We start from the raw sequence: 24170 nt of genomic DNA on the forward strand, positions 1-24170 counted from the left end.
ATATGATTTCAATAAGGGAGGTATTTTCTCCTTTTAAAAGAATGTATAAACTTTGGAATCATTATTAATAGAGGTGCAGCAATGAACTGGAAAGAAATCGAACATCAGATGTACACGATGTGCATGGTTGCAGACGGAGATCAGATCCTCCTCATAAAACGCCCGGATTATAAAGGCTTCCCTGGCTATCTCGCACCAGGCGGAAAAGTAGAGTTTCCCGAGAGCATTACGGACGCAGCAAAACGCGAAGTGCTTGAGGAGACCGGGCTGCACGTCAAAAATATTATTTTTAAAGGCTGGGATGAGTACGTAAACCCCCAGATGAATGTCCGCTACATGGTATTTAATTATCTGGCAGACTCCTTTGAAGGAAGACTTCTTGCGGATCCTCCTGAAGGAGAATTGCAGTGGGTTTCGAGACAAGATGCAAGGGACCTTCCCATGCAGGATTGGTTCAAGAGAAAGCTGCCGCTTTTTTTCAAAGAAGGGACTTTTGAGATCCATTCAGTTTGGGATGAAGAGCACAACACAGAAGGAACAAGCAAGACAAGGGTTTTTACTAAGATTTAATGGAGGGGTACCCGCTATGATCGAAGATACAGCCCTAAAGGTGAAGATTCGTCCCATACAGGAAGAGGATTTGCCTATTTTATGGGACTATATTTACGGAACAGACAACCCTGAGTGGAAAAGATGGGATGCTCCCTATTTTCCTCTTGAGCATAAAGACTTTGAAACATATAAACAGGAATTCCTCCAAAAGGCAGAAGAATATCTGCCTAGCAGCATGGTAATTGCAGCGTCGGAAAAAGTAATCGGCATTGTGGGATACTACTGGGAGCATCGAGATTCTAATTGGCTTGAAGCAGGAATTGTAATTCACAATCCCGAGTATTGGAATGGGGGTTATGGAACAGAGGCTCTTACTCTGTGGGTGGACTTTCTATTTTCCTCTCTTCCGCTTGCCCGGGTAGGTATTACCACCTGGTCAGGCAACAAAAGAATGATGAAAGCCGCTGAAAAGATCGGCATGCAGCTTGAAGGTAAAATGCGGAAATGCCGGATTGTTAATGGGAAGTATTATGATAGCATCCGGATGGGCATTCTGAGGGAAGAATGGGAAGAAAAGGTCATCAATAAAAAATAGGCTCGTTCTTTAACGAGCCTAAACCTTATTCGCAGTGAGCCATGCATCCTTCTAAGAGGAATTCCTTTTTATCCTGATCGATCTGCAGGATGGTCAGGCTGGTTCCATGAATGAAGGGCGGATCCCAAATGCGTTCGACAGCAGCATTGCGGCAAAGCATATACAGAGCTTTGACAGCAACTGCATGGGTAATAATCAGCACACTGCCTTCTGATGAGGTCTTTTGCAAGTCTTCCAGAAAGGAAGCAACGCGGTTTGCCACATCATAAAAGCTTTCTCCTCCTGCACTTTCATAGGACTCCGGCCGGTTCCAATAGGCATCGAACGCAGCCGGATAAAGATCCCTTATTTCACTTTCCACTCTTCCCTGCCAATCACCAAGATCTATTTCCATAAGCCTTTCATCTGTTTCGACCGGAATCTGCCTTGTTCCTCTTACAAGCTGTGCTGTATGTAAAGTCCGTTTGCTCGGTGAAGATATCATACGCTTAAATTCTATATCCTTTATTCTTTCTCCAAGCAGCTTCGCATCACGTCTGCCTTTCTCCGTTAAATCAGAGTCCAGGCGACCCTGCATTCTTTTCGCTTTGTTCCATTCCGTTTCACCATGCCGGATGATATATAAAGTCAGCATCCCTCTTTTCATGCCTTTCTTTTCAGTATATGAAAATAACTTCCTGCCAATTTCCTGATTTCTTCCGATTTATCTTCGGAAAAAACGGCTATAAAACAAGTGGATGGGCCTGCTGATTTTTCCAAGTCCACTTCTGATTCAAGGTCCTTAACCTCAAACTCTCTATTGGAGAACATCCCGTTCAGCTCGTTCAGAATGCCTTTTGAACCTACTGGAAGCGTCTCAGTATCTTTAATGGAGTTAATGATTTTAAAAAGCTCCAGGGGTGCTGCCTCCGCCTCTCTCTCAATCAGCTCCTGGCCAACCAAAGGTGAACCAATAACCGCTATCCTTGTATCATCTGTATAAATTAGGGTCTCAGCAGGAAGCGCTCCCTGCCTTTTGCCAAGTACAGATAAACCTATTGCAGATTGAAGCAGGTTAAAATTGCTTTCTGTACTGCCGGTGATTTGCAGCTCCTTTAGACCCAATTCATCAGCCCCCTTCTTAATGCCCCGTATAAGCTGATCCCAGGCATCATTTCCGCAGAAATTCTGAAGGGCAGCAGCAAATGGCTGAGCACCTGCTGACAAACATTCCATGACAGCGACACGGAAGGAATAATACGAAACAGTCTCGTAAGGAACCTGGACAGCATCCTGTTCTTTCTCGCCGATTGCTCCGCTGTTATCACTGGCTACCACAATCATTTCTTCAGAATTAAAAGGAAGGCTTAAGACATCCCTCACTGCTCAGCACCCGCTTTGGTCATAGCCGGGCCCACAAGCTTGACAAGTCTCGGAATCGCTATATAAGCAATAACAGCATTTATCACAGAGCCTATAAAAAGAGAAGGCACAATTGCCAGGTAAAAGGCCTGGCCCATTAAAAAGATAAATGGAAGCGGGGCTGCAAAGGCATTGCCTAACACAAAAAGAATTCCCCCCAGCCAGTGCCGGCCTCTCTGATATAAAGAACTGAAAATAAAGGCTAACAGTGCCATTTCAACAGCAATCAGGAGATGAAGCGGCCCTAAAGGCATGCCGCCCAATAACGCCGACAGCAAATGTCCGATGGCAGCAACGGCCGCACCGCCATAGCCTCCAAGCAGCACGGCTGCAAGCAAAGCAGGAAATGCATCCAGTGCCACGCTTCCGATAATGGCCGGAACTTTAATCGCTGCGCCGACTGCTGTCAGTGCAACAAGCATGGCTGCCATGCCCAATCGCATGCTTTTCATTCTTTATCCTCCTTGCGCTTTCCTTCACGGAATACATTAGCACTGCGCACATACTCCACATCTTTCTGGTTAAGACGGAAATTAACCACTCTTGCCAGGGCAAAGAAGTAATCAGATAAACGATTCAGGAATTTCAGTGCCACTGCAGAGGTTTCCGGATCCGCTTTTTTTAGTGAAACCACAAGCCGCTCCGCTCTCCGGGTTACTGTCCTGGCAATATGAATGGATGCAGATGCAGGTGCTCCCCCAGGCAGAATAAACCTTTCAAGCTTTGGCGCTTCCTCAATCAATTGATCAATCTTAGTCTCCAAATAGTCTACAGATTCCTTCGTCAATTTCAGCTCCCGCTTTTTCGAAACATTTGCAAGGTCACCGCCACAGTCAAAAAGCTCATGCTGAATCTTCTCCAGATCCTCCAGGACATCCTGAAAAATGGACGGATCCAGCTGTGTCATAGCTTGCCCTACAAAACAGTTTACTTCATCCACTGTTCCGTATGCTTCAACCCTTACATCATCCTTTTCCACCCTGCCTCCGATAATGCTTGTTTTTCCCTCATCACCAGTTCGTGTATAAAGTTTCATCAGCAATTCCCCATTTCATTTTATATTTTGACTGATGCCATACCAAATCAAATCAACTCTATCTGCAGCGGCAGCGGCATCCTGAAAGGCCCAGCCTGACGCATCCCGCCACTTTCGGTCAGCTGCTTCCATTGGAACAATGCCTTTTGAAATATCAGATCCGATTAAAACGATCTTTCGATTGACAGCTGTTTTTTCCCACGCCTGCCATTTTGCCAGCATCTCCTGCCACTTGTCCCGAATCTCTTCAAACTCCAGCGCTTGGGACCATTCCTTAATCATCAGCTCGATTCCCTCATAGACGATTAGGTTTTGATCCAAATCGCCGGTCATCTCACCATGATAAGCTGAAAACCATTTATGAGGAGTATCATCCAATTGATATAATCTCTTTACCCATCGGGATTTCCCGTTAAAGGCGCCTCCTGTAATGAAGTGCATCTCTCTCCCCTCCTAAACTCTTCCCGTGTCCACCTTAGCTCATAGCCTCTTCCAAACGGAACTTGCCATTCCCAGAATTCTTTTTTCTCCGGTGCATACTTTCCAAGAAGGTATCTTATGACTCCGCCGTGTGTAATAACAGCAGCATCGCGCATATCCTTCCGGAGCAATTGATCGGTTAAATTTTGCCACCCTTTATCAACTCTTGCTGTAAATGCTGAAAAGGATTCCCCTCCGGGCACCACCCCTGAGAAAGGATCTTCCAGCCATTTTTGATAAGCCGGGGTATCTTTCAGCTCTTGATACGTCCGGCCATCCCACTCACCAAAATGCATTTCTCTCCATTCGGGACATGGTTCAATAGAATGATCCGGGAAAAGAATAGCTGCCGTCTTCATGCATCTGCCTAAATCACTTGCAAATATTCTTCTATAGTCTTGAGGCGCCGCGGCAAGCTTATCCCTATGTTCCGGACACAAAGGGGAGTCTGTCCAGCCCAGATAAGCATGGGACTTATTGGCTTCTGTCAGCCCATGACGAAGTAATGCAACAGCCACAGTATCATCCATAAAAACACCTCCGTCCCTTCCACACTGGCCCCAAGTACATCCCCTGTCATTCCGCCAAACCAGGCAATGACTTTCCTTGATAAAAATGCGAATAACAATATTGAAAAAAGAACCATGATAAGAAACCCAACAATGGCCGGGTAACCTGCCAGCCCGGCAGCTGCCGCGGCGGCCAGAAGGAAGATAGGGTAAATAGATAAGGTGGTTTTCGAAGCAGCCTGCTGAAATAATGAGCCCAGCCCCTCTGTTTTGGCTGCCTTAACTTTTATCAGCAATACCCCCATTACCATCTTGCTTAAAAATGGAATCACTGCGATTAAAAAAAAGGAATATAGATTTGATAAAAGTACAATTTCATAGATAAATAGAAAACGGGTACCCAGCAATACGATGATGGACAGCACACCGAACGCCCCCACCCGGGGATCACTCATGATTTCCAGCCGCCTCTTCTGATCGCGATAGGAGAAGAACGCATCGCTCGCATCCATCCACCCATCAAGATGAATCCCGCCGGTCAGCAAAATGCCGGCCAGCCAGACGGCAAAAGCCGCAGCCAAGAGTGAAAAAGGAGTCCATTCAAGAAAAGCATAGAGAATAAATGCGTATATGCTCCCCTGAATGAGGCCGGCTATGGGGAAGGTTCTGATTGCCTTCTCCAAATGAGGCTTATCCATCGGCAGAGACATTGGAATGGGAATGCTTGTGAAAAATTGAAGGTTGATCAATAACCCTTTAAGCCATTTCATTCTGTTTTCTCCAGCTAAAGACGATTTCCTTCAATTTTCCCCAATCAAGATGCTGAATCATATTTTCCGCCAGTTCGTTGTATTTCCTATCCTTCAAGGCTTTTATTCGGACAGGCTCCTTACTTGGAATGCCTTTTTGTTTGCGCAGGGAATTAAGCCACTCACCCCTCCATTCATCATTATGGAAGATGTGGTGCATATACGTCCCTACCAGACGGCCTTCATTTCCATAGAATCCATCTTCTTCGCCATTTTGAAGCAGAAGAAGGCGATTGCCATCAAAGTCTTCTTCAAGAACTGTTTCACCTAAATGGATTTCATATCCATCCAAGATTTCCTTTACGGGAAGGTTCGTGCTTGAATGCAAACTGCCCTTCACCTGCACCGTCTTCTTGCGTTCATGAAAAATGGTATCTGCCGGTATCAAATTCAAGCCTTTTTCCTTTTCATTAGGGTTCCCGGTATCAGAACCTGCCATATCGATTAATCTCCTGCCGAGCATCTGGTATCCTCCACAAATGCCGGCAATAGAACCTCCATCGGCAGCATAGCGCACAATCCAGTCCGCCAGACCTTTTTCCTTGAAATAGCGCAAATCGCGAATCGTGCTCTTTGTGCCGGGAATGATCACCGCATCAGGTGAGCCAGCTTCCGATAGATGCCTTACCCATCTAATGTTCACGTCATCTTCATAGTAAAACGGATCAATGTCACTGAAGTTTGAAATAAATGGCGGCCGAAGCACTGCAATGTCCAGAATGCCTCCTCCAGCCCTTGGAACAGCAGCCTGAATGGATAGGGAATCCTCTGCATCGATCATATGGTCATCCAAGTAAGGAAGAACCCCGAGGACAGGAATGCCCGTCCTTTCCTCGATCCAGCGGATGCCATCCTCAAACAGCGTGATATCTCCGCGGAATTTATTAATGATAATGCCCGCAACCCGCTGTCTTTCCTGTTTGGTGAAAAGCTCCAGGGTTCCGACAATGCTGGCAAAAACACCGCCCCTGTCAATATCGGCAACCAGGATGACAGGCACATCCGCCATTTCGGCTACTTTCATATTAACAAGCTCTTTATCTTTTAAATTAATTTCAACAGGGCTGCCAGCCCCCTCTATCACAAGCAGTTCGTATTGAGCATCAAGCAGACTCAGTGCCTCTCTGATGGTCTCCAGTCCCTTTTCATAAAAGGATTCCCGATAGCTTCTTCCTGATAGGGAATTGACTGCTTTTCCAAGGAGAATGACCTCCGCATTCTGAGCGGATTGAGGCTTAAGGAGAATAGGATTCATCCAGACAGCAGCTTCAGTTCTTGCCGCTTCAGCCTGAATGCCCTGTGCCCTGCCGATTTCATTTCCATCCTTTGTCACGTATGAATTATTGGACATATTCTGGGATTTAAAAGGAGCCGTACGGAAACCTTCATTGGAGAATGCCCGGCAAAGAGCCGTAGCAATCAGGCTTTTCCCGGCATCGGATGAAGTTCCCTGAATCATTATCCCTTTCATTCCGGTTCTCCTTTCATTTGTATGGGGATGCCAGCTTCAACAAGATAGGCTTCATCAGCCATATTTACTAAATTCCTGTGAAGCGTCCCAAGTATTTTTGAATATGTAATCACCAGTTCATTTTTGCCAATTGGCTCATTCAAGACTTCGTTGCTGACAACGATCAAGGCCCTGCATTTTTTGCGGATTTCTGTGATGGCCCTGAGAATATCAGATGATAGACTTTCCTGGAATTCTCTGTTCCGCCAAACATCTTCCGCTCTAAAAAGTTCATTATTCAAGAGAGTGGTCAAGCAATCGAAAAGAATAATGTCCTGATTGTTAAAGTTTCCCGAGATCTCTTCAAGTGCGGAAGGCTTCTCCCAGGTTGTCCAGCTCAAACCGCTCTTTTCCCGGTCATCCTGGTGCCTCTGAATCCGTACCTTCATCTCGGAATCGTACGCTTTTCCTGCAGCAATATACTGAAGCTTTCCTTCCGTCTTTATTGCCAGCCCGGCAGCAGTCCTCTCTGCAAAGGAGCTTTTTCCGCTCCGCACTCCACCGGAGATAAAAATCAGCGATCCTTCCGCCATTGCCGCATCGCCTCCATCAGCACATCGTTGTCTTTCGGCCCTTTAATCGCAAAGCGCAGCCATCTCCCTTCCAGACCTGGGAAATTCATTGTGTGCCTCGGGATAATTCCTTTCTCAAGCAAAAATCGAAAAAGAGGCAGCTGCACATCAAATCTCGGATCTCTCAACAAATAGAAATTAACTGAAGAAGGAGAAACCTCAAAATCCAATTGCTGATAAAATTGAACCAGCCTATCTCTCTCCTGCCGGATTAAATTCTTTGTCAGCCTGACATGCTCTTTGCTGTCCAGACACCATTCCCCTGCTTTTAAAGCGAGGGCATTTACACTCCAGTGCGGCTTTAGAGAAGCTGCTTCTTCAATTAACCTCTCACTTGCCATCATGTATCCAAGGCGCAGGCCCGGTATCGAAAACATCTTTGTCATGGAGCGCAGCACCACAACATTCGAATCCTTTTCTATGAAAGGAACGATTGATTGATAGTCGCAGGCAAAGTCATAAAAAGCTTCATCCATAATAAGCAGGCAGCTATGGGTATGACACTTCTCAATTAATTCCTTTACAATGGAAGATGGGTAAAAAATACCTGTCGGGTTATTTGGGTTGCAGAAGAAAACAACATCAGCGGCTTTCAGCCTTTCAGATAGCGCTTCCATATCGAGATCCCAGTCGCCAGGCTCCAGCTGATGATAGGAGACTGTACAATGATTAACCCGGCAGGCCTCTTCATATTCCGAAAAGGCCGGCTGAATAATCAGCACCCTTTTTCCGGCTATCATCCGGCCAATCAGGGTGATTAGCTCGGCGCCTCCATTTCCCACCAGAATCTGTGTTTCTTTTATTCCCTCTGCAGCCGCCAATTTGCTTTTTAATAGAGAAGATTGGGGATCCGGATAATCGCTAATAAATTGGAATAGACTGCCCCATCCTTCTTTTAACTCGCGGGGAGGACCAAGTGGATTGATATTGGCACTGAAATCAATTCGCTCCTCAGGCATTGGCTTATCAATTGCTTCATATAAATATTGCGGGTTAGATCCATGTGAAGGCCAAATCAAGGAACACCCCTCCTGTCCATAATAAAAGCAAGAATAAGAAAACCGTCTTGTTCATGATCGAAATGCTTTTTATGATATGTTCTTTTTCAAGCAGCACCATTGGCTTTCCCATCGTGGCTCGGTTAGAAATTACACCCTTATAAAAATTGATTCCTCCCAGCTGAACCCCCAGGAGGGCTGCAACAGCTGCTTCGCCCCAGCCGCTATTTGGGCTCGGGTGCTTTGGTGCATCTCTTAAAAGGATCCCCCATGCTTCCTCATATGGAGAATGCTCCGGCTTTTGTGTGAGCATGATGCAAACCGATGTCAGCCGGCTCGGGATCCAGTTTGCGATATCATCCACTTTGGCAGATGCCCACCCAAAATCTATATACCTTTCATTTCTATGGCCAACCATGGAATCGCAAGTATTAATGGCCCTGTAGATAAGGGCCATTGGAGCACCGCCAATCATGGCCCAAAATAATGGAGCTGTAATGCCATCACTGGTGTTTTCAGCCACTGTCTCCACGGCAGCCCTGACAATGCCTGGTTCATCCAATCGATCTGTATCCCTGCCGACAATGTATGAAAGCTTTAATCTTGCTTCTTCCATATCTCCTTCTGCCAGAGGCTCATAGACCTCCAGTGCTGCATCTTTTAAACTCTTTTGCGCAATGGCTGTGAAGATAAGAATGCCCTCTGCCAGAATGCCGGCAACCGGGTGAATTTCATAGAAGAGCTCTATGATTAAATAAGTTATACCTCCTGCTGCCAGCAGGACTATAAATAGCATGATGATCCCTTTTAATTTTCTATAGCGGCCTTTATTAAGAACTTGTTCAAGTTTATGTATCAGGGCACCCATCCATCTGACCGGATGCGGCCAGTTTGGCGGGTCTCCTATCAGCTTATCTATTATGCAGGCAAAGGTTAGAGCGATCAGGTGATTTAAAATCATCCCTTTATCCTTCTTTGCGATTTTTTTATTGCCTCAACAGTACATTCGTAGACACCTTTTCCGATTATTTTGCCAAGAGGTGTAATGGTGCCCGCATACTCCAGGTATTCTCCCTGCTGCGTGGCCGCAATCATAATACTGTCTGTCGATGTTCCGGTCGCTATCGTCCCTGTGACTGCATCCTTTACCTTCTGATCATATAAGGCTCTTGTCTTTGCCTCGGTTGCAGTCATAATGCATTGAATAAAGGCTTCCTCTGTCAGATTGCCATTAACGAAAACCCATGTATTGATTGTACCCGGAGTCAGATGATAAGAATGGGCTTCACTTTTCGAGGCATCAACAGCATTGCCGACACCTGCTGTCACGACCACATACACAGAAAAGGTTCCATCTTCATAAAATTTACTGCTATGATCTTCAACATATACAGCGGTCATCATCCCCACGGTTTCCCCGGGTTCTAAGCCGATCTCCCGGACAAAATCCGCCATCTCCGCTCTATGATCACTGCAATCATAATTCTTGCTCACATGCCGGTTTAGAAATATGCGATTCCAGCCGGTGCCCGATCCTGTTACACCTGATGACATGGTTTTCAGCGGAAATGGGGAGCGAAGGACAAGTAAGTCTTCCTTTACCTCAAGATAGGATCGATCAATTCGATTCACTGATTGGCTTTCTGCCTGAGAGCGTTTGGGCACCAAAACCATCTGAGGGGCCGGGACTCTTGGATGCGGCAGCTTCTCAATCTTCGTCCTATAGACCTCACGTATTCTGCCTTCTTTTAAAACCTCATTGGGAACGTGGTTAATATTGACTTCACCATTCTCAAGCAGCAGAAGGCGGTCACAGTACAGGCCGGCCAAATTCAAATCATGAAAAATGGAAATGACCGTCAGCCCGCAGTCTTTTGACCATACAGAAAGGAGATCAAGCAATTCTTTTTGATAGGACAAGTCCAGATGGTTAGTCGGTTCATCCAGCAATAATATTTCCGGCTCCTGGGCAAGGGCCTGGGCTAAAAACACCCTTTGTCTTTCGCCGCCGGATAATTGCTGAATATCATAATCCTGAAAATGGGAAATGCCTGTCTGCTCCATGACTCGATTGACCGCTTCTTCATCTTTGCCGGACCAGCTCTGGAACCACCCCTTTTGATGGGCATATCTGCCGAGGGAAACAGTTTCCTTTACCGTATAGGAAAAAGCCTGAGAGGAGTGCTGAGGCAGAACAGCAATAATTTTTGCAAGCTCTTTCGGTGTATACTGTGAAAGGTTCTTTCCTTTGATCAATATATCTCCTGACTTATGAGGCAGAATGCCGCTCAGCATCTTCAGTATCGTGGTTTTCCCGCTTCCGTTCGGACCCAGTATTCCGAAGAGCTCCCCTTTCTCCACTTCAAAGCTGATATTTTTCACAACCGGTGCACCGGCATATCCGCCAGTAACTTGCTGAACGCTTAGCATGATTAACCACTTCTTTCTGAACTAAGATATGCCTTCGGAACAGGCAAAAACCGCTTGTTCCTGCAAAGAAAATCCAGGGAATCCTTCCTCCTTGAATGGGTGGACGCTTGTGCCGGACAGTTATCGAGGTTCAAAGTTTATTCTTTCTTTTAATTAAAATAATAGCAAACGCAGGTGCACCGATTATCGCTGTAATCACACCGATTGGAAGTTCGGTAGGTGCAATGATCGTCCGTGAAACCAGATCGGCAATAATAAGAAAGCCTGCACCCATCAGAATAGATAGCGGCAATAGGTGCCTATGATCCGGTCCCCATAACAGCCTGGTCAGATGAGGGATCACAAGACCGACAAATCCTATCGTTCCAGATACAGCTACAGCCGCACCAGTCAAGATAGAGCCAGCTATCAGGACCATCATCTTTCTCTTCTGAACGTCCACCCCTATATGCTGGGCCTTTTCTTCTCCGAAGCTCATGGCATTAAGCTCTTTGCTGTTCACTAAAAGAAGGATGGCACCCAGTACAAAAAACGGAATGATAATTTTAATATACGCCCACCCTCTCATGGATACACTGCCAAGAAGCCAGCCAATAATCTGTCTAAGCTCCTCTCCAGTCAGGGCAATCATCAGAGAAATCAGAGCGCCAAGAAAAGAACTGAAGATAATGCCTGTTAAAATAATCGTTTCCACTTTCATGGATCTTTCAATTTTTCTGGCAAACAGCAAAACGGCAAAAATGGTTAAAAAGGAAAATAAAATGCTGAATAACGGCAGCGTAAACATTCCTGCAAACGGAATGGATAATCCTAAGAATAATGTTAAAACAGCACCTAGTGAAGCCCCGGATGAAACCCCAATTGTATATGGATCTGCCAGCGGATTTCTTAATAAACCTTGAAAGGCGGCTCCCGCAATTGCAAGAGACGCCCCTACTAAGCCAGCCAGCAAAACGCGCGGCAGGCGAATATTCAAAATGATATTTGAATGCATAGCATCCGTGTTTCCCAATGAAATAAAAGGAAATAGCTCAGCGCTTATTACTCTGATAATCGTCATGGGGTGAACAGACACTGTTCCAATTGAAATCCCCATCAGCATGGCTAAAAGCAGGAAAGCCGCTGCTGTTAGATAAGCTAAAAATTTATTATTTAAATACGTCCGGATATACTGCTTTTGCAAGTTCCTCGACTCCTTCAATAATACGAGGGCCAGAGCGGGTTACCATATCGGAATCAACATCGGCAACATGCTTATTTTTTACTGCGGTTATATCCTGCCAGCCATCCCTTTTCATTACATTGCCAGCAGCATCCTCAGTGTAATAGCCATGAGTTGTGATGATTACATCCGGATTCCGTTCGATAATCGCTTCCGGATCCATTTTCGGCCATCCTTCTTCGGAAATGATATTTTCTGCATTGATGGCACTTAGCATTTCATCCATAAATGTTTTTGTACCTGCTGTATAGATTTCAGGAGCAGGTGAAACTTCCACGAAAACCGATTTGCGGTCTTCTTCTTTTATGCCCTGAGCTTTTGTTTTGATTTCCTCGAGCTTGCTCTTCATATCTGAAACAAGCTGCTCTGCTTCATCCTTCTCTCCCGCTGCGGTTCCAACCATTTCAATGGATTCAAAAACCTGATCAAAGCTCTTTGCATCATTGACAACAAGGACGGTCACACCTGCATCCCTTAATTGCTGAAGGCCAGCTTCGGAATTATGTGCGCTTGACGCGTGAGCAAGGACAAGATCCGGTTTTAAAGAAATAATTTTCTCGACATTAAATTCCATGCCGCCAATCTTTTCTTTTTCTGTGGCTTCGGGCGGGTAGTTATCAAAATCGGAGACTCCGACAACTTCTTCGCCAAGCCCCAATTCAAAAACAATTTCGGTGTTGCTTGGAATCATGGAAACGATTCTTTCGGGCTTGGATTCGATGACGATTTCATTATCAAGAGCATCCTTTATCGTAACAGGAAAAGCAGCCTCTTCCCCGCCAGTATTCTGCCCTTCCTCAACCTTTTTCTCTTCTTTAGGCTGTTCAGCACTCTCGCCGCAGCCTGCTAGCACTCCTGCAGCCAGAAGCATCGTTAATAAAAATGCATAAAACTTTCTCATACTCAGCAATCCTCCTAGAACTTTCGACAAAATTCGGGTGGTGTCTAACACCATCTTAAAAAATAAAAGGCTGGTTCTCATAATATTTTTTAGCTTACAAACCTAGCGCGTTGATTTCCGCTGCAGGCACTTGCTTTCCGGGGGAGAGATGAGAGCCTCCTCGGCTTCGCCTGTGGGGTCTCTCACTTCCCTCACTTCCCGCAGGAGTCAAGTGCCCTCCGCTGCAATCAACTCAGTGGCAGAAACTAAGTTAGCCACCCATAGACTTTTAGAAACAACCAAATAAAAAACATCCCCTCGGACGGCAAGGAGATGTTGGCATGGTCATTTATCAATTAGTGCAGAAAGGATGGCCGGACCAAACACCTCCCTATCCTCGTAGGTTTATGGGTGCTTAAGAATCAGGCAGGTCTCCTGGCTCATGGTCAATGCGTTCTGCTCCTTCCCATACATTCCTGTACAGTGGATTTACAGACAGCTTCCATTTACAGTGGCGGGACCGCGCTGGAATTTCACCAGCTTCCCTATTAAGTCTTCAAAAGAGCCTGTTTTAAAACCCTTTTGAGAAGACACCTGTTCTATGCGGATATAAAATTTTCTATCTCCGATTATACACCATCACGCAGAAAAAGTAAGAGAATTTTGCTGAATGTTGTAAAAAAGTTCAGAATTCTAGCGCGAGTATATTTTCCATTCCCTTGTTTTCTTATCAAACACAATCTTCGCCTCACATGGCTCTTTCACAATGGCCTCATACTCGTCATACATATCATCCATATTCGCAAAGTCGCCAATAATCCAAATAGGAATTTCTATCCGGACCCGATTCTGTTCGATATCCTTAATGGAAAGTACCGCTCCCTCTTTCATAAGAGACTTTAAGGAAAGCAGGACATCTCTGGTGATAGGAGGATACGTCTTTTTCTTTTTTATGCCAAGGAGCGTTTTTTCGACTTTCATCTGTCCCATTTTACCGGGGATTACTTCCCCAAGCATGCGGTAAAAATCGTTCAGATCGCGATAATATGTACGGTTAAACCAGCCATCATCATGGGCCAGGTACACATAGCGATTGCTCAGATAATTGTAAAAAGGCGGCTTAAGATGTTCCTTGACATGGCCGAGATAAAGAAGCTCAGCAATTGTCTGGCCGGGAAGCTCATTCACCGCTTCCTCTTCCTCGAAATCAATCCAGCAAAAATCGCCATAGCCATATACATCATCCTCAACCAGCCTGCCCAGCTTGTCCCTTGACACATAATCGAACATCGTGTGGGTATTAAAGTCCCCATGTTCAAAACGATGCTTTAACAACAGCAGATTGTTAATAGAATCGGAAAGAGTTTGGGCAAACTCTGCAAACTCAATTCCATAAGTCATCACATACTGATCCTGTTCATTAAGATGGATGTAGATGAGATCACGAATAGCATGATTCCTTCTTTTCAATGACGAAACCTCCGAACCGTTACCCAAAGTGGTGTTTTCAAAGAAAAGCACTGAGCTAGACAGATAAGAATAGCGCAAGCGCCTTCACAAATTAGTAAAAAGACAGCTTCTTTTTGAAACTGCCTGTTAAACATCCAGTATTTTATTCTCTTATTGTAGCAAAAATAACTGAAAATATCTTTGCCGATGAGAAAAAATTTTAAATTGCAGCCTGCCCGGTTTTTTGAAAATACAGGAAACCATCATGCTGATTCATTCGTCTAACTACATGCAGAGAAAAAATGTATTCTGTTCTCCATTGTAAGGTTTATTTTTCTTTGTTAGGATAAAAATGTAAAAAGGTACAGAAACCAGGTGTATACAAATGAACAAGAATAATAGATTCTCAGACCGGTTCGATTGGACGTTATGCTTTCTTCTGCTGCTATTTTTCCTCATCAGCTGCATCGCTATTTACAGCGGACAATCCTCCAATCAATATGAAGGGAATTTTGTCGTCTCACAAATAAAAAATTATGTTGTCGGAGCTATCATTGTGGCAATTGTCATGTATTTTGACAGCGAGCAAATCAGAAGGCTTACTTGGCTGCTGTACGGTTTAGGCATCCTATTGCTTGTCGGGTTATTCATTGCACCGGAAAGCATTGCACCAGAGCGCAAAGGGGCTACATTGTGGTATATCATTCCTGGACTTGGTTCTGTGCAGCCCTCAGAGTTTGTTAAGGTATTCCTTATCATTGCCCTCAGCAAAGTCATCGCTGACCACCATCTGAAATATCAGGCAAAGACTGCAGGCACGGACTTTTTCCTTCTAATCAAATTAGGGGCAGCCACATTGCCTCCATTAGGATTGATTATTATTGAAGACCTGGGTACCGCCCTTGTCATCATCGCCATATTAACTGGAATCATCCTGGTTTCCGGGATCACCTGGAAAATCCTTGTTCCGATTTATGGAATCCTTGGCGCTTTCGCGGGAACGGTGCTCTATCTGGTCATCATAGCACCGGAGATTTTAGAGAAGTACCTTGGGATAGACCCCTATCAGTTCAGCCGAATTTATTCCTGGCTTGACCCGGTTAATCACAAGCAGGGAGCCGGAATGCAGCTGTACAACTCCATGCTCGCAATCGGCTCAGGATTAATATCCGGAAAAGGGTTTACTGACAGACAGGTGTATGTGCCTGATGCCCATACTGATTTTATTTTTAGCGTCATTGGCGAGGAGTACGGCTTTTTTGGTGCAAGTGTAGTAATCAGCCTTTTCTTTCTGCTCATCTATCACTTAACTAAAACCGGCTTGGAGACGACCGACCCTTTTAATACCTATATTTGCGTCGGGGTCATCAGTATGATCACCTTCCATGTATTTCAAAATATCGGTATGACTATTCAGGTACTGCCAATCACCGGCATTCCGCTGCCGTTTATCAGCTACGGCGGAAGCTCGCTTATGGGAAACATGATGGCGATGGGCCTGATTTTCAGCATCCGGTACCATCACAGAACTTATATGTTTTCAACGGATTCAAATTATGTTGCAAAATAATTCCAACAGCGTATAATAACATTAATATATCTAGTGTCTATGATGAAGAGAGTAGCAAAGGGCTCTTTCCTAAAAGCGAGACAGGGACGGTGCAAGCCTGTCGGGAAATCCTTTCGTGAAGCGCACTTCGGAGATGCATAGCTGAAAGAAAAGTAGGCTATGCCGGGTAAGGAGTCCCGTTACCAAACCCCTTTAGGAAATACGTTCAAGCATATTTTGAAACGTCCTTTCAAAAGAGGTCCTTTGGACAATCAGAGTGGTACCGCGGGTAGATTTCAGCTCGTCTCTATTTTTATATAGAGACGGGCTTTTTTATTTTCCAGGAGGTGTTAATATGATCAATTTCAAAGCTATTTTCACAGCTCAGCTGGCTTCAGTGCTGAATGGGCAGCTTTCTGACGAAGCAATTGCGGACTTAATCGAAACGCCAAAGAATCCGGCACATGGCGATCTTGCTTTTCCCTGTTTTACACTTGCAAAAGCATTCAGGAAGTCACCTGCCTCTATTGCTGGCGAGACAGCGTGCCTGATTCAGGGACCGCATATCGAAAAAGCAGAGGCTGCTGGTCCTTACATTAATATCTTCTTTTCCAAAGAGTCAGCCGGTGCAGTCATAATGGAAAAAATTTTGAACGAAGGAAAAGAATATGGACAGCTGAATGATGGCGCAGGCAAAACAGCCGTGCTTGATTTCTCTTCGCCAAACATCGCAAAGCCCTTCTCCATGGGCCATTTGCGGTCTACGGTCATTGGAAACGCCCTCGGCAGCCTGGCCGAAAAATGCGGTTATACAGCGGTCAGAATCAACCACTTAGGCGACTGGGGCACACAATTCGGCAAGCTGATCACCGCTTATACAAAGTGGGGCAGCCCGGATAAAGTGAAGGAAAATCCCATAAAGGAACTGCTTAGCCTATATATACGCTTCCATGAAGAAGCAGAAGCTAACCCAGCCCTTGAAGATGAAGCGCGTTCCTGGTTCAAAGAGCTTGAAAACGGAAATGAGCAAGCTCAGGCACTCTGGAGCTGGTTTAGAGAAGAATCATTGAAAGAATTCCAGCGGGTTTATGATATGCTTGGCATTCATTTCGACTCATACAATGGTGAAGCTTTTTATAATGATAAAATGGAACCCGTCATAGAGGAACTCATGGCAAAAGACCTGCTGGCTGAGTCTGATGGCGCAGAGGTGGTTCAACTGCCTGATGAAGACCTTCCTCCATGCCTGATAAAAAAATCCGACGGAGCGACTCTGTATGCAACACGGGATCTCGCTGCAGCTTTTTATAGAAAAGAAACCTATCAGTTTGATCATTCCCTATACATTGTCGGTCAGGAACAGAGCATCCATTTCAGGCAGGTTAAAAGCGTTATTAAAAAGATGGGTTATGAGTGGGCGGATAATATGACACATGTCCCTTTTGGCCTCTATTTAAAAGATGGGAAAAAGATGTCTACCCGAAAAGGCAGAGTCATCCTTCTTGAGGAGGTCCTGAATGAAGCAATCCTTCTGGCAAAGACCAATATCGAAGCTAAAAATCCCGGCTTGGAAAACAAAGATGAAGTCGCTGAAGCAGTCGGCATCGGGGCTATTCTGTTCCATGATCTGAAAAATGACCGCATGAATAATATTGAATTTTCACTTGAAGATATGCTGACATTTGAAGGAGAAACAGGACCCTATCTGCAATACACCAATGCCCGGGCCTATTCTCTTCTCCGCAAGGCAGACGATATTCCATCTGCCGAAAATGGGCTATCTGATTCTTACAGCTGGGAAATTATCAAGCTGCTCTATCAGTATCCTGAAAAAATCAGACAATCTTATATGCAGCTTTCCCCTTCTGTCCTGGCTAAATATTTGATTGATGTGGCTCAAGCCTTCAATAAATATTACGGACAGGTAAGAATATTAGAAAAGGATAACAGCATCAAATCAAGACTTGCCCTTGTCAAAGCAGTCACAATTGTTCTTTCCGACGGGATGCAGACACTCGGCATGAAGGTGCCCCGGCAAATGTAAAAGGAGAGGCCATTATGGTCTCTCCTTTTTTGCCTTTGTGCGGGCATTTGCTTTATGCATTTTCACAAGGCTTCTTACTAAAAAGCCGCCGACAAAAATGGCCATCAGCACTAAGCCGGTATAATTCAAATGTATTAATTTCAGAATCACACTTGCCACTGTAGCCATATATAAGGCTCCGAGCATATAGGTGATTTCTTCGTTTTCAAAATAGGAGGTAAGCTTCGCTCCAAATTGTGACCCTATCAGGCCTCCTGTTACGAGTGAAATGCCAATCCAATAATCAATGCTGACAGTGGAAGCGTAGGATAGAAAGCCTGCAGATACGATTAACATGATAGCAAACAAGCTGGTTCCTACTGCTTTCTTCGGCATCATCCCTAAATAGGCAACCGATAAAGGCACCATAATAAAGCCGCCGCCCACACCTAATGTCGTAGAAACAAATCCTGCAAAAAATCCAATCAGAACCATTTTCACAATGGATGGAGAATGTTCAGATGACGGAGCGGCATTGGCTGATTTTTTCCCTCTTTTTAACATGCCCAAAGCAAAATAAGACAGCAGAATGATATAAAACAAAGGAACTGCCCACGCATCCCAGCCCTTTTCCTCAAGAAACAGCACAAAGGGATGGGCGGCCTGAGTAGCTGCCATACCGCTTAGTCCAAGAATCAGCCCTTGCTTAAGCCATATATTCTTCATCCTGATATGAGCGAAGATGCCTGAAAGAGAGGTACCAATTGAAAAAAGCAAACTCGTTGTGATTGCTTCTACCGGAGAAAAGCCAAACAGCATGAGTGTCGGAGTAAGAATGAATCCCCCGCCTACCCCAAAAAAACCAGAGAGCACACTAATAAGCGCTCCGAGCGTAATAAATAAGAGATATTCCATTAAAAAATCCTCACTAACCTGTATGTCTTGCCTATTAAGCGGTACTATATCACTTTACCATAATCAGCCATGGTTATACTGTGGATTTTGAATTTGCTTATTTATAATTATTATAAATAAGCATTGATTTTAATTTGATATTTGTTATAATAAATATATAAATGACTTAGGGGGAATATAAAAATGGAAAAATTACATGCAGCATTAAATGTACAAATCGCAAACTGGAGTGTTCTTTATACTAAATTGCACCGCTACCACTGGTTTGTAAAAGGCCCGCTTTTCTTTACCCTTCATGAAAAGTTCGAAGAATTATATAATGAAGCAGCTGAAGTTGTGGATGAGGCAGCCGAACGCCTGCTAGCCATCGGCGGCTCACCGGCAGCGACACTTAAGGAGTTCTTAAGCATCACTACTCTTGAAGAGTCTAATGGGGAAAAGAAAGCAGAAGATATGGTTGCCGCTCTTGCTTCCGATTATAGACATATTAAAGAACAATTAATTTCTTTAGCACAGCTTGCTGAGGAGCAGGAAGATCAAGTGACAGGCGACTTTGCCATCGGTCTTATGGAAAAATTGGATACGCATATTTGGATGTTAAATGCCTACTTAGGAGAATAATCGATAATTAAGAAAGAGTCAGTGAGAAAAATCACTGGCTCTTATTTTTGTGCAGAAAAAATCTTCCCCTAAAGACTTACTGAGATGTTATGATTGACCTGATTGCCTGATATCATCTTCAGAAGGGAGTATCCATAATGGGAAACTTAAAATATTCATTATTCATTTTTCTTGGCGCATGCAGTTATGGCATTCTGGCATCCATTGTGAAACTCGGACTCCAGGCCGGCTACTCTGTTCCTGAATTGACCGGAAGCCAATATTTATTTGGGCTCCTTTTGCTGTTGCTTTCTTTCCCATTTATCAAAAAAACAAAAATCACCCTTCAACAAACAGCAGCTTTGTTATTGACCGGTGCTTCCCTAAGTTTAACAGGCATTCTGTATGGAATGAGCCTTGATCGGAATCCGGCCTCCATCGCTGTTGTCCTCTTATTTCAGTTCACCTGGATAGGAATTCTTTTAGAAGCTCTATATGAAAAAAAGATGCCCAGCAAAGCAAAAATCATTTCTTCGATTTTGCTAATTATAGGGACTGTATTTGCAAGCAACCTGATTAATTCCGGGTCACATCCTATTCAAGCTGAGGGACTGATCTATGGCTTATTATCTGCGGTAACATTTGCCGTATTCATTTTTGCAAGCGGCAAGGCAGGTAAAGGAATTCCAACCATCCAGAGGAGCATCTTCATCACGTTTGGCGGACTTCTTCTGGTTGCAGCTTTTTCAGGCCCCGTTTTAATAAGCGGTGGCATCCAGCTTGAGGGCCTATGGAAATTCGGGCTGCTGATGGCATTGTTCGGGGCTATTTTCCCAATTGTATGTTTTGCAATCGGCTCACCTCATTTAGATTCAGGTCTTGCCACAATTGTAGGTTCTGCCGAACTCCCGGCCGCTGTTGCTGCTGCCATGCTGATTCTTGGCGAAAGAATTTCAGAAGCACAGGCTTTCGGAATCGTGCTGATCCTGATCGGAATCAGTATTCCGCAGTTCACATTAAAAAAAGCAGCAAAGAATCGTTTTAGCACGTAACGTGTTTTTACGGATATTTTCAGGAGACTTTGGGATCCATTCCAAAGTCTTTTTTCTTTAAAGGCTGTTGCATGAGTTCGGACTCTTTCCTGCGGATCTTCTTCTCCTGTCTGAAGTTGCACCGGGTTCGGACTCTCTCCTGCGGATTTCTTCTTCTCCTGTCCGAAGTTGCACCGGGTTCGGACTCTCTCCTGCGGATTTCTTCTTCTCCTGTCCGAAGTTGCACCGGGTTCGGACTCTCTTGACCAGAATTCACCTCCTACTGTCCGAAGTAGCGCAGGGTTCTTTTCGATATTGTCCTTCATAACGGACTATTTTTATTTTCCCAAGCTTTTTCTCTTCACAAAAATTTGCAATTTAAGTAAACTATTAATACCTATAAAACCAATGAGAAAGGTCGGAATATAATTGGCAAATACACCTGTTTCTATTCCCCGCCCGCTCGTAAGAACTAATCAATGGTCGATCGTATTAAGTGTTTTAGCTTCGTGGCTAACCGGAGAAGCATGGATTCTTGCCATACCCCTCCTTGCAGGTATAATGGGCCTATTGTTCGGCTACAATCCCATTATGCGTGCAGCAAAACTTTTTCTAAGAAAAAATCCTGCTGATTACATTCCCGAAGACTGGGAGCAGCAGCAATTTAATCAAGTGATTGCCGTTGCATGCCTGGCGCTGGGCCTGATCAGCTTTCTTCTGGGCTGGACAGCTGCAGGATATGTTTTTACAGCTATGGTAGCTCTATCAGCATTAGTCGCCATTCTTGGATTTTGCATAGGCTGTTTTATCCGCTTTCAGCTCAATCAATATAAATACCGAAAATCTTATAAAGCTTAAGGCAGCCAACACGGCTGTCTTTTTCATTTCCTTTTCCACCCAGCTAGTTTCAAAGGACTTTTTAAGGGGTACATATTTCATAAGTAAAACATTCTGAGGTGAAAAAATGAAAACTGCCAGTAAGTTTCTTTTAACAAAAGAAGATATGACTAACCCCGAGATTGTGCCTGAGTGGGTTTGTCAGGAATATAAAACATTTCATGATACAGTTACAGATAAAACCTTCCCGTGCTATTTTGGAATGACTGCTGAAATGCGCGGCGAATTGAGATATGCCTATATTACACAGGAAGATTGGTCTAACCTGCCGGGAGCCCTCGAATCCTTTATCGAGCTTTTTGACGCACCAAAACTCATTCGCCATGGCCTGTTTGTATTTGTGGAGCCGGAGACAGATGAAAAACCGCTTGAACATTACAGAGAATATTTCTGGAATATTCTGCAGTATTTGCATAAGGTTGATACAAAGCCTTGGCCTAAGGATTATCCGACAGATCCTGACCACCACTTATGGGCGTTTTCTTTTGCTGAGGAACCATTCTTTGTGTTTGGAAATGCGCCTGCCTACAAGCAGAGAAAGACGAGGGATTTAGGCAATAGCCTTGTACTGGGCTTCCAGCCGCGCCGCATTTTTGAAGGCCTTGAAGGCACCTCTAAAGGCGGCATCATGTCCAGGGAAAAAGTAAGGGAACGGGTTGAAAAATGGGATGGCCTCCCTACCCATCCAAACATCAGCCATTATGGCGATCCCGAACACCGTGAGTGGAAACAATACTTTATCGGTGATGACATTAAACCAATCGAAGGGAAATGCCCTTTCCATCATAAATAATTTTGAAAGTGAAGCGCCTAGCGCACGAATTATCTTCGAGGACCGTCGATCCACTAATTCTTCCTGAAAAGCAAAAAACTGCATAAATAAATAAGGAACCGCTCTCAGTAAACGGTTCCTTATTTATGAGTTATATATTGATTAATGCGACTGCCAATTGCGGACAGTACTTCTCTTCCAGCTGCCTGACTTTGAAGCTGGTCGACAAGGACAGCGGCGTAAACGGTGTTTCCTTTATGGGTAAATATGGCGCAATCATGCTCTATTCCGGGTAGTTCTCCTGTTTTGCTGGCAACCTTGACTTTTTCCGTGTCCATTGTGTTTGCAAGTTTGTTCTTATACTGCTGTTTTTCCAATATATCCAGTGCTTTTTCTGTAAATTTCCCGGATAAAAGCGAATTCTCTGCCAATGCCTTCATGCCATACACCATATCCCTGGCAGTCGTGGTGTTGTCCATGCCGTTTTTCAATGCCTCAAAGTCCATCATCTTTCTGTTTAATTCCGTGCAATTAAACCCCAAACTTTTGATAAACTGATTGATTTTCTCTATTCCCAGCCTCTCAATGATGAGATTGGTCGCAGTATTATCAGATACAATGACCATGAGCGTCATTAAGTCTATAACCTTCATCTTCAGACCCTTGCTCATGGCCTGCAATACCCCGGCTCCGCCAACCCGGGCAGCATCCTTCACTTCTGCTTCCTCATCGAGATCAAGCAGGGCATTCTCCGCCTGTGAAAGCCCCGCGAGTAAAATGGGAACCTTAATTAAGCTTGCGGAAGAGATAACATCATCGGCATTTGTTTCGATAACACCATCCTCTGTATGGATGTATACGGCCACACGTCCTTCACAGCAGCTGGCCAAATCAAGAATTTCTGCTTTGATAGTAAGAAAGTTCATGTTATTTCGCAGCGGCTACTTGCGGCCGGTTATGGTCGCCCGTTACCTTTTCATTATATAAATGGCAGGCCACAAAATGATCCTTCTCAATCTCCTGCCACTCAGGCTTCATGGAAGCACAAGCCTCCATCGCATAAGGACAGCGCGTGCGGAATACGCAGCCGCTTGGAGGATTCATTGGACTTGGGAGTTCCCCTTCCAAAATGATTCTTTCCCGATGATCCTCAACATCAGGGTCAGGGATGGGAATCGCCGAAAGTAAGGCCTGCGTATAAGGGTGAAGCGGATTTTTATATAAGTTTTCGCTTGTGGTTAATTCCACTAAATTCCCCAAATACATAACGCCAATTCTGTCGCTGATATGTTTGACCATCGAGAGATCATGGGCGATAAATAAGTAGGTCAGGCCTTTTTTCTTTTGGAGCCCCTTAAGCAGGTTGACTACCTGGGCTTGTACCGATACATCCAGTGCGGAGATCGGCTCATCAGCAATAATGAATTCCGGATCCAGCGCTAATGCACGGGCAATCCCAATTCTTTGCCTTTGTCCGCCGCTGAATTCATGCGGGTAGCGGTTGGCATGATCGCGGTTAAGTCCCACATCCTCCAGAAGCTGATAGACCCGCTCAAGCCGTTCCTTCTTGTTCGGATATAACCCATGCACTTCCATGGGCTCCGAAATAATCTCCTGGACGGTTGACCGCGGATTCAACGAAGCATATGGATCCTGAAAGATCATCTGCATCTTCCTGTGAAAAGCAAACCTTTCTTTTTCAGTCATGGTATGGACATTCTTTCCGTCATAAAGGACATCGCCTTCTGTACGGTTATATAAACCAATAATTGTACGCCCTGCGGTTGACTTTCCGCAGCCGGATTCGCCGACAATCCCGAAGGTTTCTCCTTGTTTGATATGAAAGGAGACATCATCAACGGCCTTCAGAGTCTGTCCTTTCCCCATTGAAAAATGCTTCTTCAAATTATTGACCTTTAACAGTGCTTCTTTTGACATAT

26 protein-coding genes, 1 riboswitch and 1 other annotated feature are annotated in these 24170 nt (G+C 44.7%); of the genes, 8 read left to right on the plus strand and 18 right to left on the minus strand.

Features of this window, described 5'->3' with window-relative positions; translation table 11 throughout:
• Window positions 1-81 precede the first annotated feature (81 nt).
• Window positions 82-570 (plus strand): 8-oxo-dGTP diphosphatase, encoded by a 489-nt coding sequence (locus MKY20_RS02665; protein WP_009336328.1) that lies wholly within the window; start codon window positions 82-84, stop codon window positions 568-570.
• 16 nt (window positions 571-586) lie between these two features.
• Window positions 587-1147, plus strand: a complete 561-nt coding sequence (locus MKY20_RS02670) for a GNAT family N-acetyltransferase (RefSeq protein WP_217027378.1) — start codon at window positions 587-589, stop codon at window positions 1145-1147.
• 25 nt (window positions 1148-1172) lie between these two features.
• On the opposite strand, the gene MKY20_RS02675 is transcribed toward MKY20_RS02670, so the two are convergent.
• The 15 genes from MKY20_RS02675 to MKY20_RS02745 all read right to left on the minus strand — a co-directional run bounded on the left by MKY20_RS02675 (window position 1173) and on the right by MKY20_RS02745 (window position 14464).
• Window positions 1173-1781 carry a histidine phosphatase family protein gene (locus tag MKY20_RS02675; protein ID WP_226280661.1) on the minus strand — a complete coding sequence of 203 codons (609 nt, stop codon included), beginning with the start codon at window positions 1779-1781 and terminating at the stop codon, window positions 1173-1175.
• A gap of 8 nt (window positions 1782-1789) precedes the next feature.
• Window positions 1790-2509, minus strand: a complete 720-nt coding sequence (locus MKY20_RS02680; protein WP_217027376.1) for an ATP-binding protein — start codon at window positions 2507-2509, stop codon at window positions 1790-1792.
• Window positions 2506-3000: an ECF transporter S component gene (locus MKY20_RS02685; RefSeq protein WP_217027372.1), complete on the minus strand. Its 495-nt coding sequence runs from the start codon at window positions 2998-3000 to the stop codon at window positions 2506-2508. Before MKY20_RS02685 ends, MKY20_RS02680 begins: the two co-directional genes overlap by 4 nt.
• Entirely contained in the window at window positions 2997-3584 is a 588-nt protein-coding gene (locus MKY20_RS02690; RefSeq protein ID WP_009336333.1) for a cob(I)yrinic acid a,c-diamide adenosyltransferase, read from the minus strand. The genes MKY20_RS02685 and MKY20_RS02690 overlap by 4 nt, the downstream gene beginning before the upstream one ends.
• A 15-nt stretch (window positions 3585-3599) precedes the next feature.
• Window positions 3600-4025 (minus strand): bifunctional adenosylcobinamide kinase/adenosylcobinamide-phosphate guanylyltransferase, encoded by a 426-nt coding sequence (locus tag MKY20_RS02695; protein WP_009336334.1) that lies wholly within the window; start codon window positions 4023-4025, stop codon window positions 3600-3602.
• Complete coding sequence (locus MKY20_RS02700; RefSeq protein WP_009336335.1) at window positions 3977-4594, minus strand: histidine phosphatase family protein; 618 nt, start codon at window positions 4592-4594, stop codon at window positions 3977-3979. The genes MKY20_RS02695 and MKY20_RS02700 overlap by 49 nt, the downstream gene beginning before the upstream one ends.
• Entirely contained in the window at window positions 4552-5343 is a 792-nt protein-coding gene (cobS, locus tag MKY20_RS02705; RefSeq protein ID WP_009336336.1) for an adenosylcobinamide-GDP ribazoletransferase, read from the minus strand. The genes MKY20_RS02700 and cobS overlap by 43 nt, the downstream gene beginning before the upstream one ends.
• Window positions 5330-6853 (minus strand): cobyric acid synthase, encoded by a 1524-nt coding sequence (locus MKY20_RS02710; RefSeq protein ID WP_009336337.1) that lies wholly within the window; start codon window positions 6851-6853, stop codon window positions 5330-5332. Before MKY20_RS02710 ends, cobS begins: the two co-directional genes overlap by 14 nt.
• Window positions 6850-7425 carry a bifunctional adenosylcobinamide kinase/adenosylcobinamide-phosphate guanylyltransferase gene (locus tag MKY20_RS02715; protein WP_009336338.1) on the minus strand — a complete coding sequence of 192 codons (576 nt, stop codon included), beginning with the start codon at window positions 7423-7425 and terminating at the stop codon, window positions 6850-6852. The genes MKY20_RS02710 and MKY20_RS02715 overlap by 4 nt, the downstream gene beginning before the upstream one ends.
• Complete coding sequence (cobD, locus tag MKY20_RS02720; protein ID WP_217027370.1) at window positions 7407-8483, minus strand: threonine-phosphate decarboxylase CobD; 1077 nt, start codon at window positions 8481-8483, stop codon at window positions 7407-7409. Before cobD ends, MKY20_RS02715 begins: the two co-directional genes overlap by 19 nt.
• A complete protein-coding gene (gene cbiB / locus MKY20_RS02725) occupies window positions 8458-9423 on the minus strand; it encodes an adenosylcobinamide-phosphate synthase CbiB (protein WP_009336340.1) in 966 nt (321 codons plus the stop codon). Before cbiB ends, cobD begins: the two co-directional genes overlap by 26 nt.
• Window positions 9420-10892, minus strand: a complete 1473-nt coding sequence (locus MKY20_RS02730; protein ID WP_009336341.1) for an adenosylcobinamide amidohydrolase — start codon at window positions 10890-10892, stop codon at window positions 9420-9422. Before MKY20_RS02730 ends, cbiB begins: the two co-directional genes overlap by 4 nt.
• A 130-nt stretch (window positions 10893-11022) precedes the next feature.
• Complete coding sequence (locus MKY20_RS02735; RefSeq protein WP_009336342.1) at window positions 11023-12075, minus strand: FecCD family ABC transporter permease; 1053 nt, start codon at window positions 12073-12075, stop codon at window positions 11023-11025.
• Window positions 12041-13015 carry an ABC transporter substrate-binding protein gene (locus MKY20_RS02740; RefSeq protein ID WP_009336343.1) on the minus strand — a complete coding sequence of 325 codons (975 nt, stop codon included), beginning with the start codon at window positions 13013-13015 and terminating at the stop codon, window positions 12041-12043. The genes MKY20_RS02735 and MKY20_RS02740 overlap by 35 nt, the downstream gene beginning before the upstream one ends.
• Window positions 13016-13402: 387 nt before the next feature.
• Window positions 13403-13607, minus strand: a riboswitch (cobalamin riboswitch).
• Between the two features lie 80 nt (window positions 13608-13687).
• On the minus strand, window positions 13688-14464 hold the full coding sequence (locus MKY20_RS02745; RefSeq protein ID WP_019381227.1) for a hypothetical protein: 777 nt from the start codon (window positions 14462-14464) through the stop codon (window positions 13688-13690).
• A gap of 364 nt (window positions 14465-14828) precedes the next feature.
• On the opposite strand from MKY20_RS02745, the gene MKY20_RS02750 reads away from it, so the two are divergent.
• Both MKY20_RS02750 and argS read left to right on the plus strand, forming a co-directional pair.
• Window positions 14829-16013, plus strand: a complete 1185-nt coding sequence (locus MKY20_RS02750) for an FtsW/RodA/SpoVE family cell cycle protein (protein ID WP_009336346.1) — start codon at window positions 14829-14831, stop codon at window positions 16011-16013.
• A gap of 30 nt (window positions 16014-16043) precedes the next feature.
• Window positions 16044-16304, plus strand: a binding site (T-box leader).
• Between the two features lie 46 nt (window positions 16305-16350).
• Complete coding sequence (argS, locus tag MKY20_RS02755) at window positions 16351-18036, plus strand: arginine--tRNA ligase (RefSeq protein WP_175502119.1); 1686 nt, start codon at window positions 16351-16353, stop codon at window positions 18034-18036.
• A 12-nt stretch (window positions 18037-18048) separates the two neighbouring features.
• Here argS and MKY20_RS02760 read toward each other — a convergent pair whose 3' ends face one another.
• The gene (locus MKY20_RS02760) at window positions 18049-18930 is read right to left on the minus strand and encodes a sulfite exporter TauE/SafE family protein (RefSeq protein ID WP_009336348.1); all 882 of its coding nucleotides are present in this window, start codon (window positions 18928-18930) and stop codon (window positions 18049-18051) included.
• A gap of 183 nt (window positions 18931-19113) precedes the next feature.
• On the opposite strand from MKY20_RS02760, the gene MKY20_RS02765 reads away from it, so the two are divergent.
• The 4 genes from MKY20_RS02765 to MKY20_RS02780 all read left to right on the plus strand — a co-directional run bounded on the left by MKY20_RS02765 (window position 19114) and on the right by MKY20_RS02780 (window position 22251).
• Window positions 19114-19551: a Dps family protein gene (locus tag MKY20_RS02765; RefSeq protein ID WP_009336349.1), complete on the plus strand. Its 438-nt coding sequence runs from the start codon at window positions 19114-19116 to the stop codon at window positions 19549-19551.
• 137 nt (window positions 19552-19688) lie between these two features.
• Window positions 19689-20582 carry an EamA family transporter gene (locus MKY20_RS02770; RefSeq protein WP_251175620.1) on the plus strand — a complete coding sequence of 298 codons (894 nt, stop codon included), beginning with the start codon at window positions 19689-19691 and terminating at the stop codon, window positions 20580-20582.
• 408 nt (window positions 20583-20990) lie between these two features.
• Entirely contained in the window at window positions 20991-21419 is a 429-nt protein-coding gene (locus tag MKY20_RS02775) for a DUF4395 domain-containing protein (protein WP_251267408.1), read from the plus strand.
• Window positions 21420-21525: 106 nt separating this feature from the next.
• The gene (locus MKY20_RS02780; RefSeq protein ID WP_251175619.1) at window positions 21526-22251 is read left to right on the plus strand and encodes a YqcI/YcgG family protein; all 726 of its coding nucleotides are present in this window, start codon (window positions 21526-21528) and stop codon (window positions 22249-22251) included.
• 119 nt (window positions 22252-22370) lie between these two features.
• Here the strand turns inward: MKY20_RS02780 and MKY20_RS02785 are convergent, their stop codons facing one another.
• Window positions 22371-23156 carry a serine hydrolase gene (locus tag MKY20_RS02785; protein WP_019381221.1) on the minus strand — a complete coding sequence of 262 codons (786 nt, stop codon included), beginning with the start codon at window positions 23154-23156 and terminating at the stop codon, window positions 22371-22373.
• 1 nt (window position 23157) lies between these two features.
• A complete protein-coding gene (locus MKY20_RS02790) occupies window positions 23158-24168 on the minus strand; it encodes an ABC transporter ATP-binding protein (RefSeq protein WP_019381220.1) in 1011 nt (336 codons plus the stop codon).
• Between the last annotated feature and the right edge of the window lie 2 nt (window positions 24169-24170).

It is taken from the genome of Cytobacillus sp. FSL W8-0315, assembly GCF_038002905.1.
Taxonomy (GTDB): Bacteria; Bacillota; Bacilli; order Bacillales; family Cytobacillaceae; genus Cytobacillus; species Cytobacillus pseudoceanisediminis.

What these genes read in the sequence shown, in the direction of transcription:
- cbiB (WP_009336340.1), bottom strand. Translation starts at nt 9,423, where the DNA reads ATGATTTTAAATCACCTGATCGCTCTAACCTTTGCCTGCATAATAGAT.
- MKY20_RS02690 (WP_009336333.1), bottom strand. Translation starts at nt 3,584, where the DNA reads ATGAAACTTTATACACGAACTGGTGATGAGGGAAAAACAAGCATTATC.
- MKY20_RS02695 (WP_009336334.1), bottom strand. Translation starts at nt 4,025, where the DNA reads ATGCACTTCATTACAGGAGGCGCCTTTAACGGGAAATCCCGATGGGTA.
- cobS (WP_009336336.1), bottom strand. Translation starts at nt 5,343, where the DNA reads ATGAAATGGCTTAAAGGGTTATTGATCAACCTTCAATTTTTCACAAGC.
- MKY20_RS02665 (WP_009336328.1), top strand. Translation starts at nt 82, where the DNA reads ATGAACTGGAAAGAAATCGAACATCAGATGTACACGATGTGCATGGTT.
- MKY20_RS02670 (WP_217027378.1), top strand. Translation starts at nt 587, where the DNA reads ATGATCGAAGATACAGCCCTAAAGGTGAAGATTCGTCCCATACAGGAA.
- MKY20_RS02790 (WP_019381220.1), bottom strand. Translation starts at nt 24,168, where the DNA reads ATGTCAAAAGAAGCACTGTTAAAGGTCAATAATTTGAAGAAGCATTTT.
- MKY20_RS02785 (WP_019381221.1), bottom strand. Translation starts at nt 23,156, where the DNA reads ATGAACTTTCTTACTATCAAAGCAGAAATTCTTGATTTGGCCAGCTGC.
- MKY20_RS02710 (WP_009336337.1), bottom strand. Translation starts at nt 6,853, where the DNA reads ATGAAAGGGATAATGATTCAGGGAACTTCATCCGATGCCGGGAAAAGC.
- MKY20_RS02760 (WP_009336348.1), bottom strand. Translation starts at nt 18,930, where the DNA reads ATGGAATATCTCTTATTTATTACGCTCGGAGCGCTTATTAGTGTGCTC.
- MKY20_RS02770 (WP_251175620.1), top strand. Translation starts at nt 19,689, where the DNA reads ATGGGAAACTTAAAATATTCATTATTCATTTTTCTTGGCGCATGCAGT.
- MKY20_RS02730 (WP_009336341.1), bottom strand. Translation starts at nt 10,892, where the DNA reads ATGCTAAGCGTTCAGCAAGTTACTGGCGGATATGCCGGTGCACCGGTT.
- MKY20_RS02685 (WP_217027372.1), bottom strand. Translation starts at nt 3,000, where the DNA reads ATGAAAAGCATGCGATTGGGCATGGCAGCCATGCTTGTTGCACTGACA.
- MKY20_RS02750 (WP_009336346.1), top strand. Translation starts at nt 14,829, where the DNA reads ATGAACAAGAATAATAGATTCTCAGACCGGTTCGATTGGACGTTATGC.
- MKY20_RS02675 (WP_226280661.1), bottom strand. Translation starts at nt 1,781, where the DNA reads ATGCTGACTTTATATATCATCCGGCATGGTGAAACGGAATGGAACAAA.
- MKY20_RS02715 (WP_009336338.1), bottom strand. Translation starts at nt 7,425, where the DNA reads ATGGCGGAAGGATCGCTGATTTTTATCTCCGGTGGAGTGCGGAGCGGA.
- MKY20_RS02740 (WP_009336343.1), bottom strand. Translation starts at nt 13,015, where the DNA reads ATGAGAAAGTTTTATGCATTTTTATTAACGATGCTTCTGGCTGCAGGA.
- MKY20_RS02765 (WP_009336349.1), top strand. Translation starts at nt 19,114, where the DNA reads ATGGAAAAATTACATGCAGCATTAAATGTACAAATCGCAAACTGGAGT.
- MKY20_RS02700 (WP_009336335.1), bottom strand. Translation starts at nt 4,594, where the DNA reads ATGGATGATACTGTGGCTGTTGCATTACTTCGTCATGGGCTGACAGAA.
- MKY20_RS02780 (WP_251175619.1), top strand. Translation starts at nt 21,526, where the DNA reads ATGAAAACTGCCAGTAAGTTTCTTTTAACAAAAGAAGATATGACTAAC.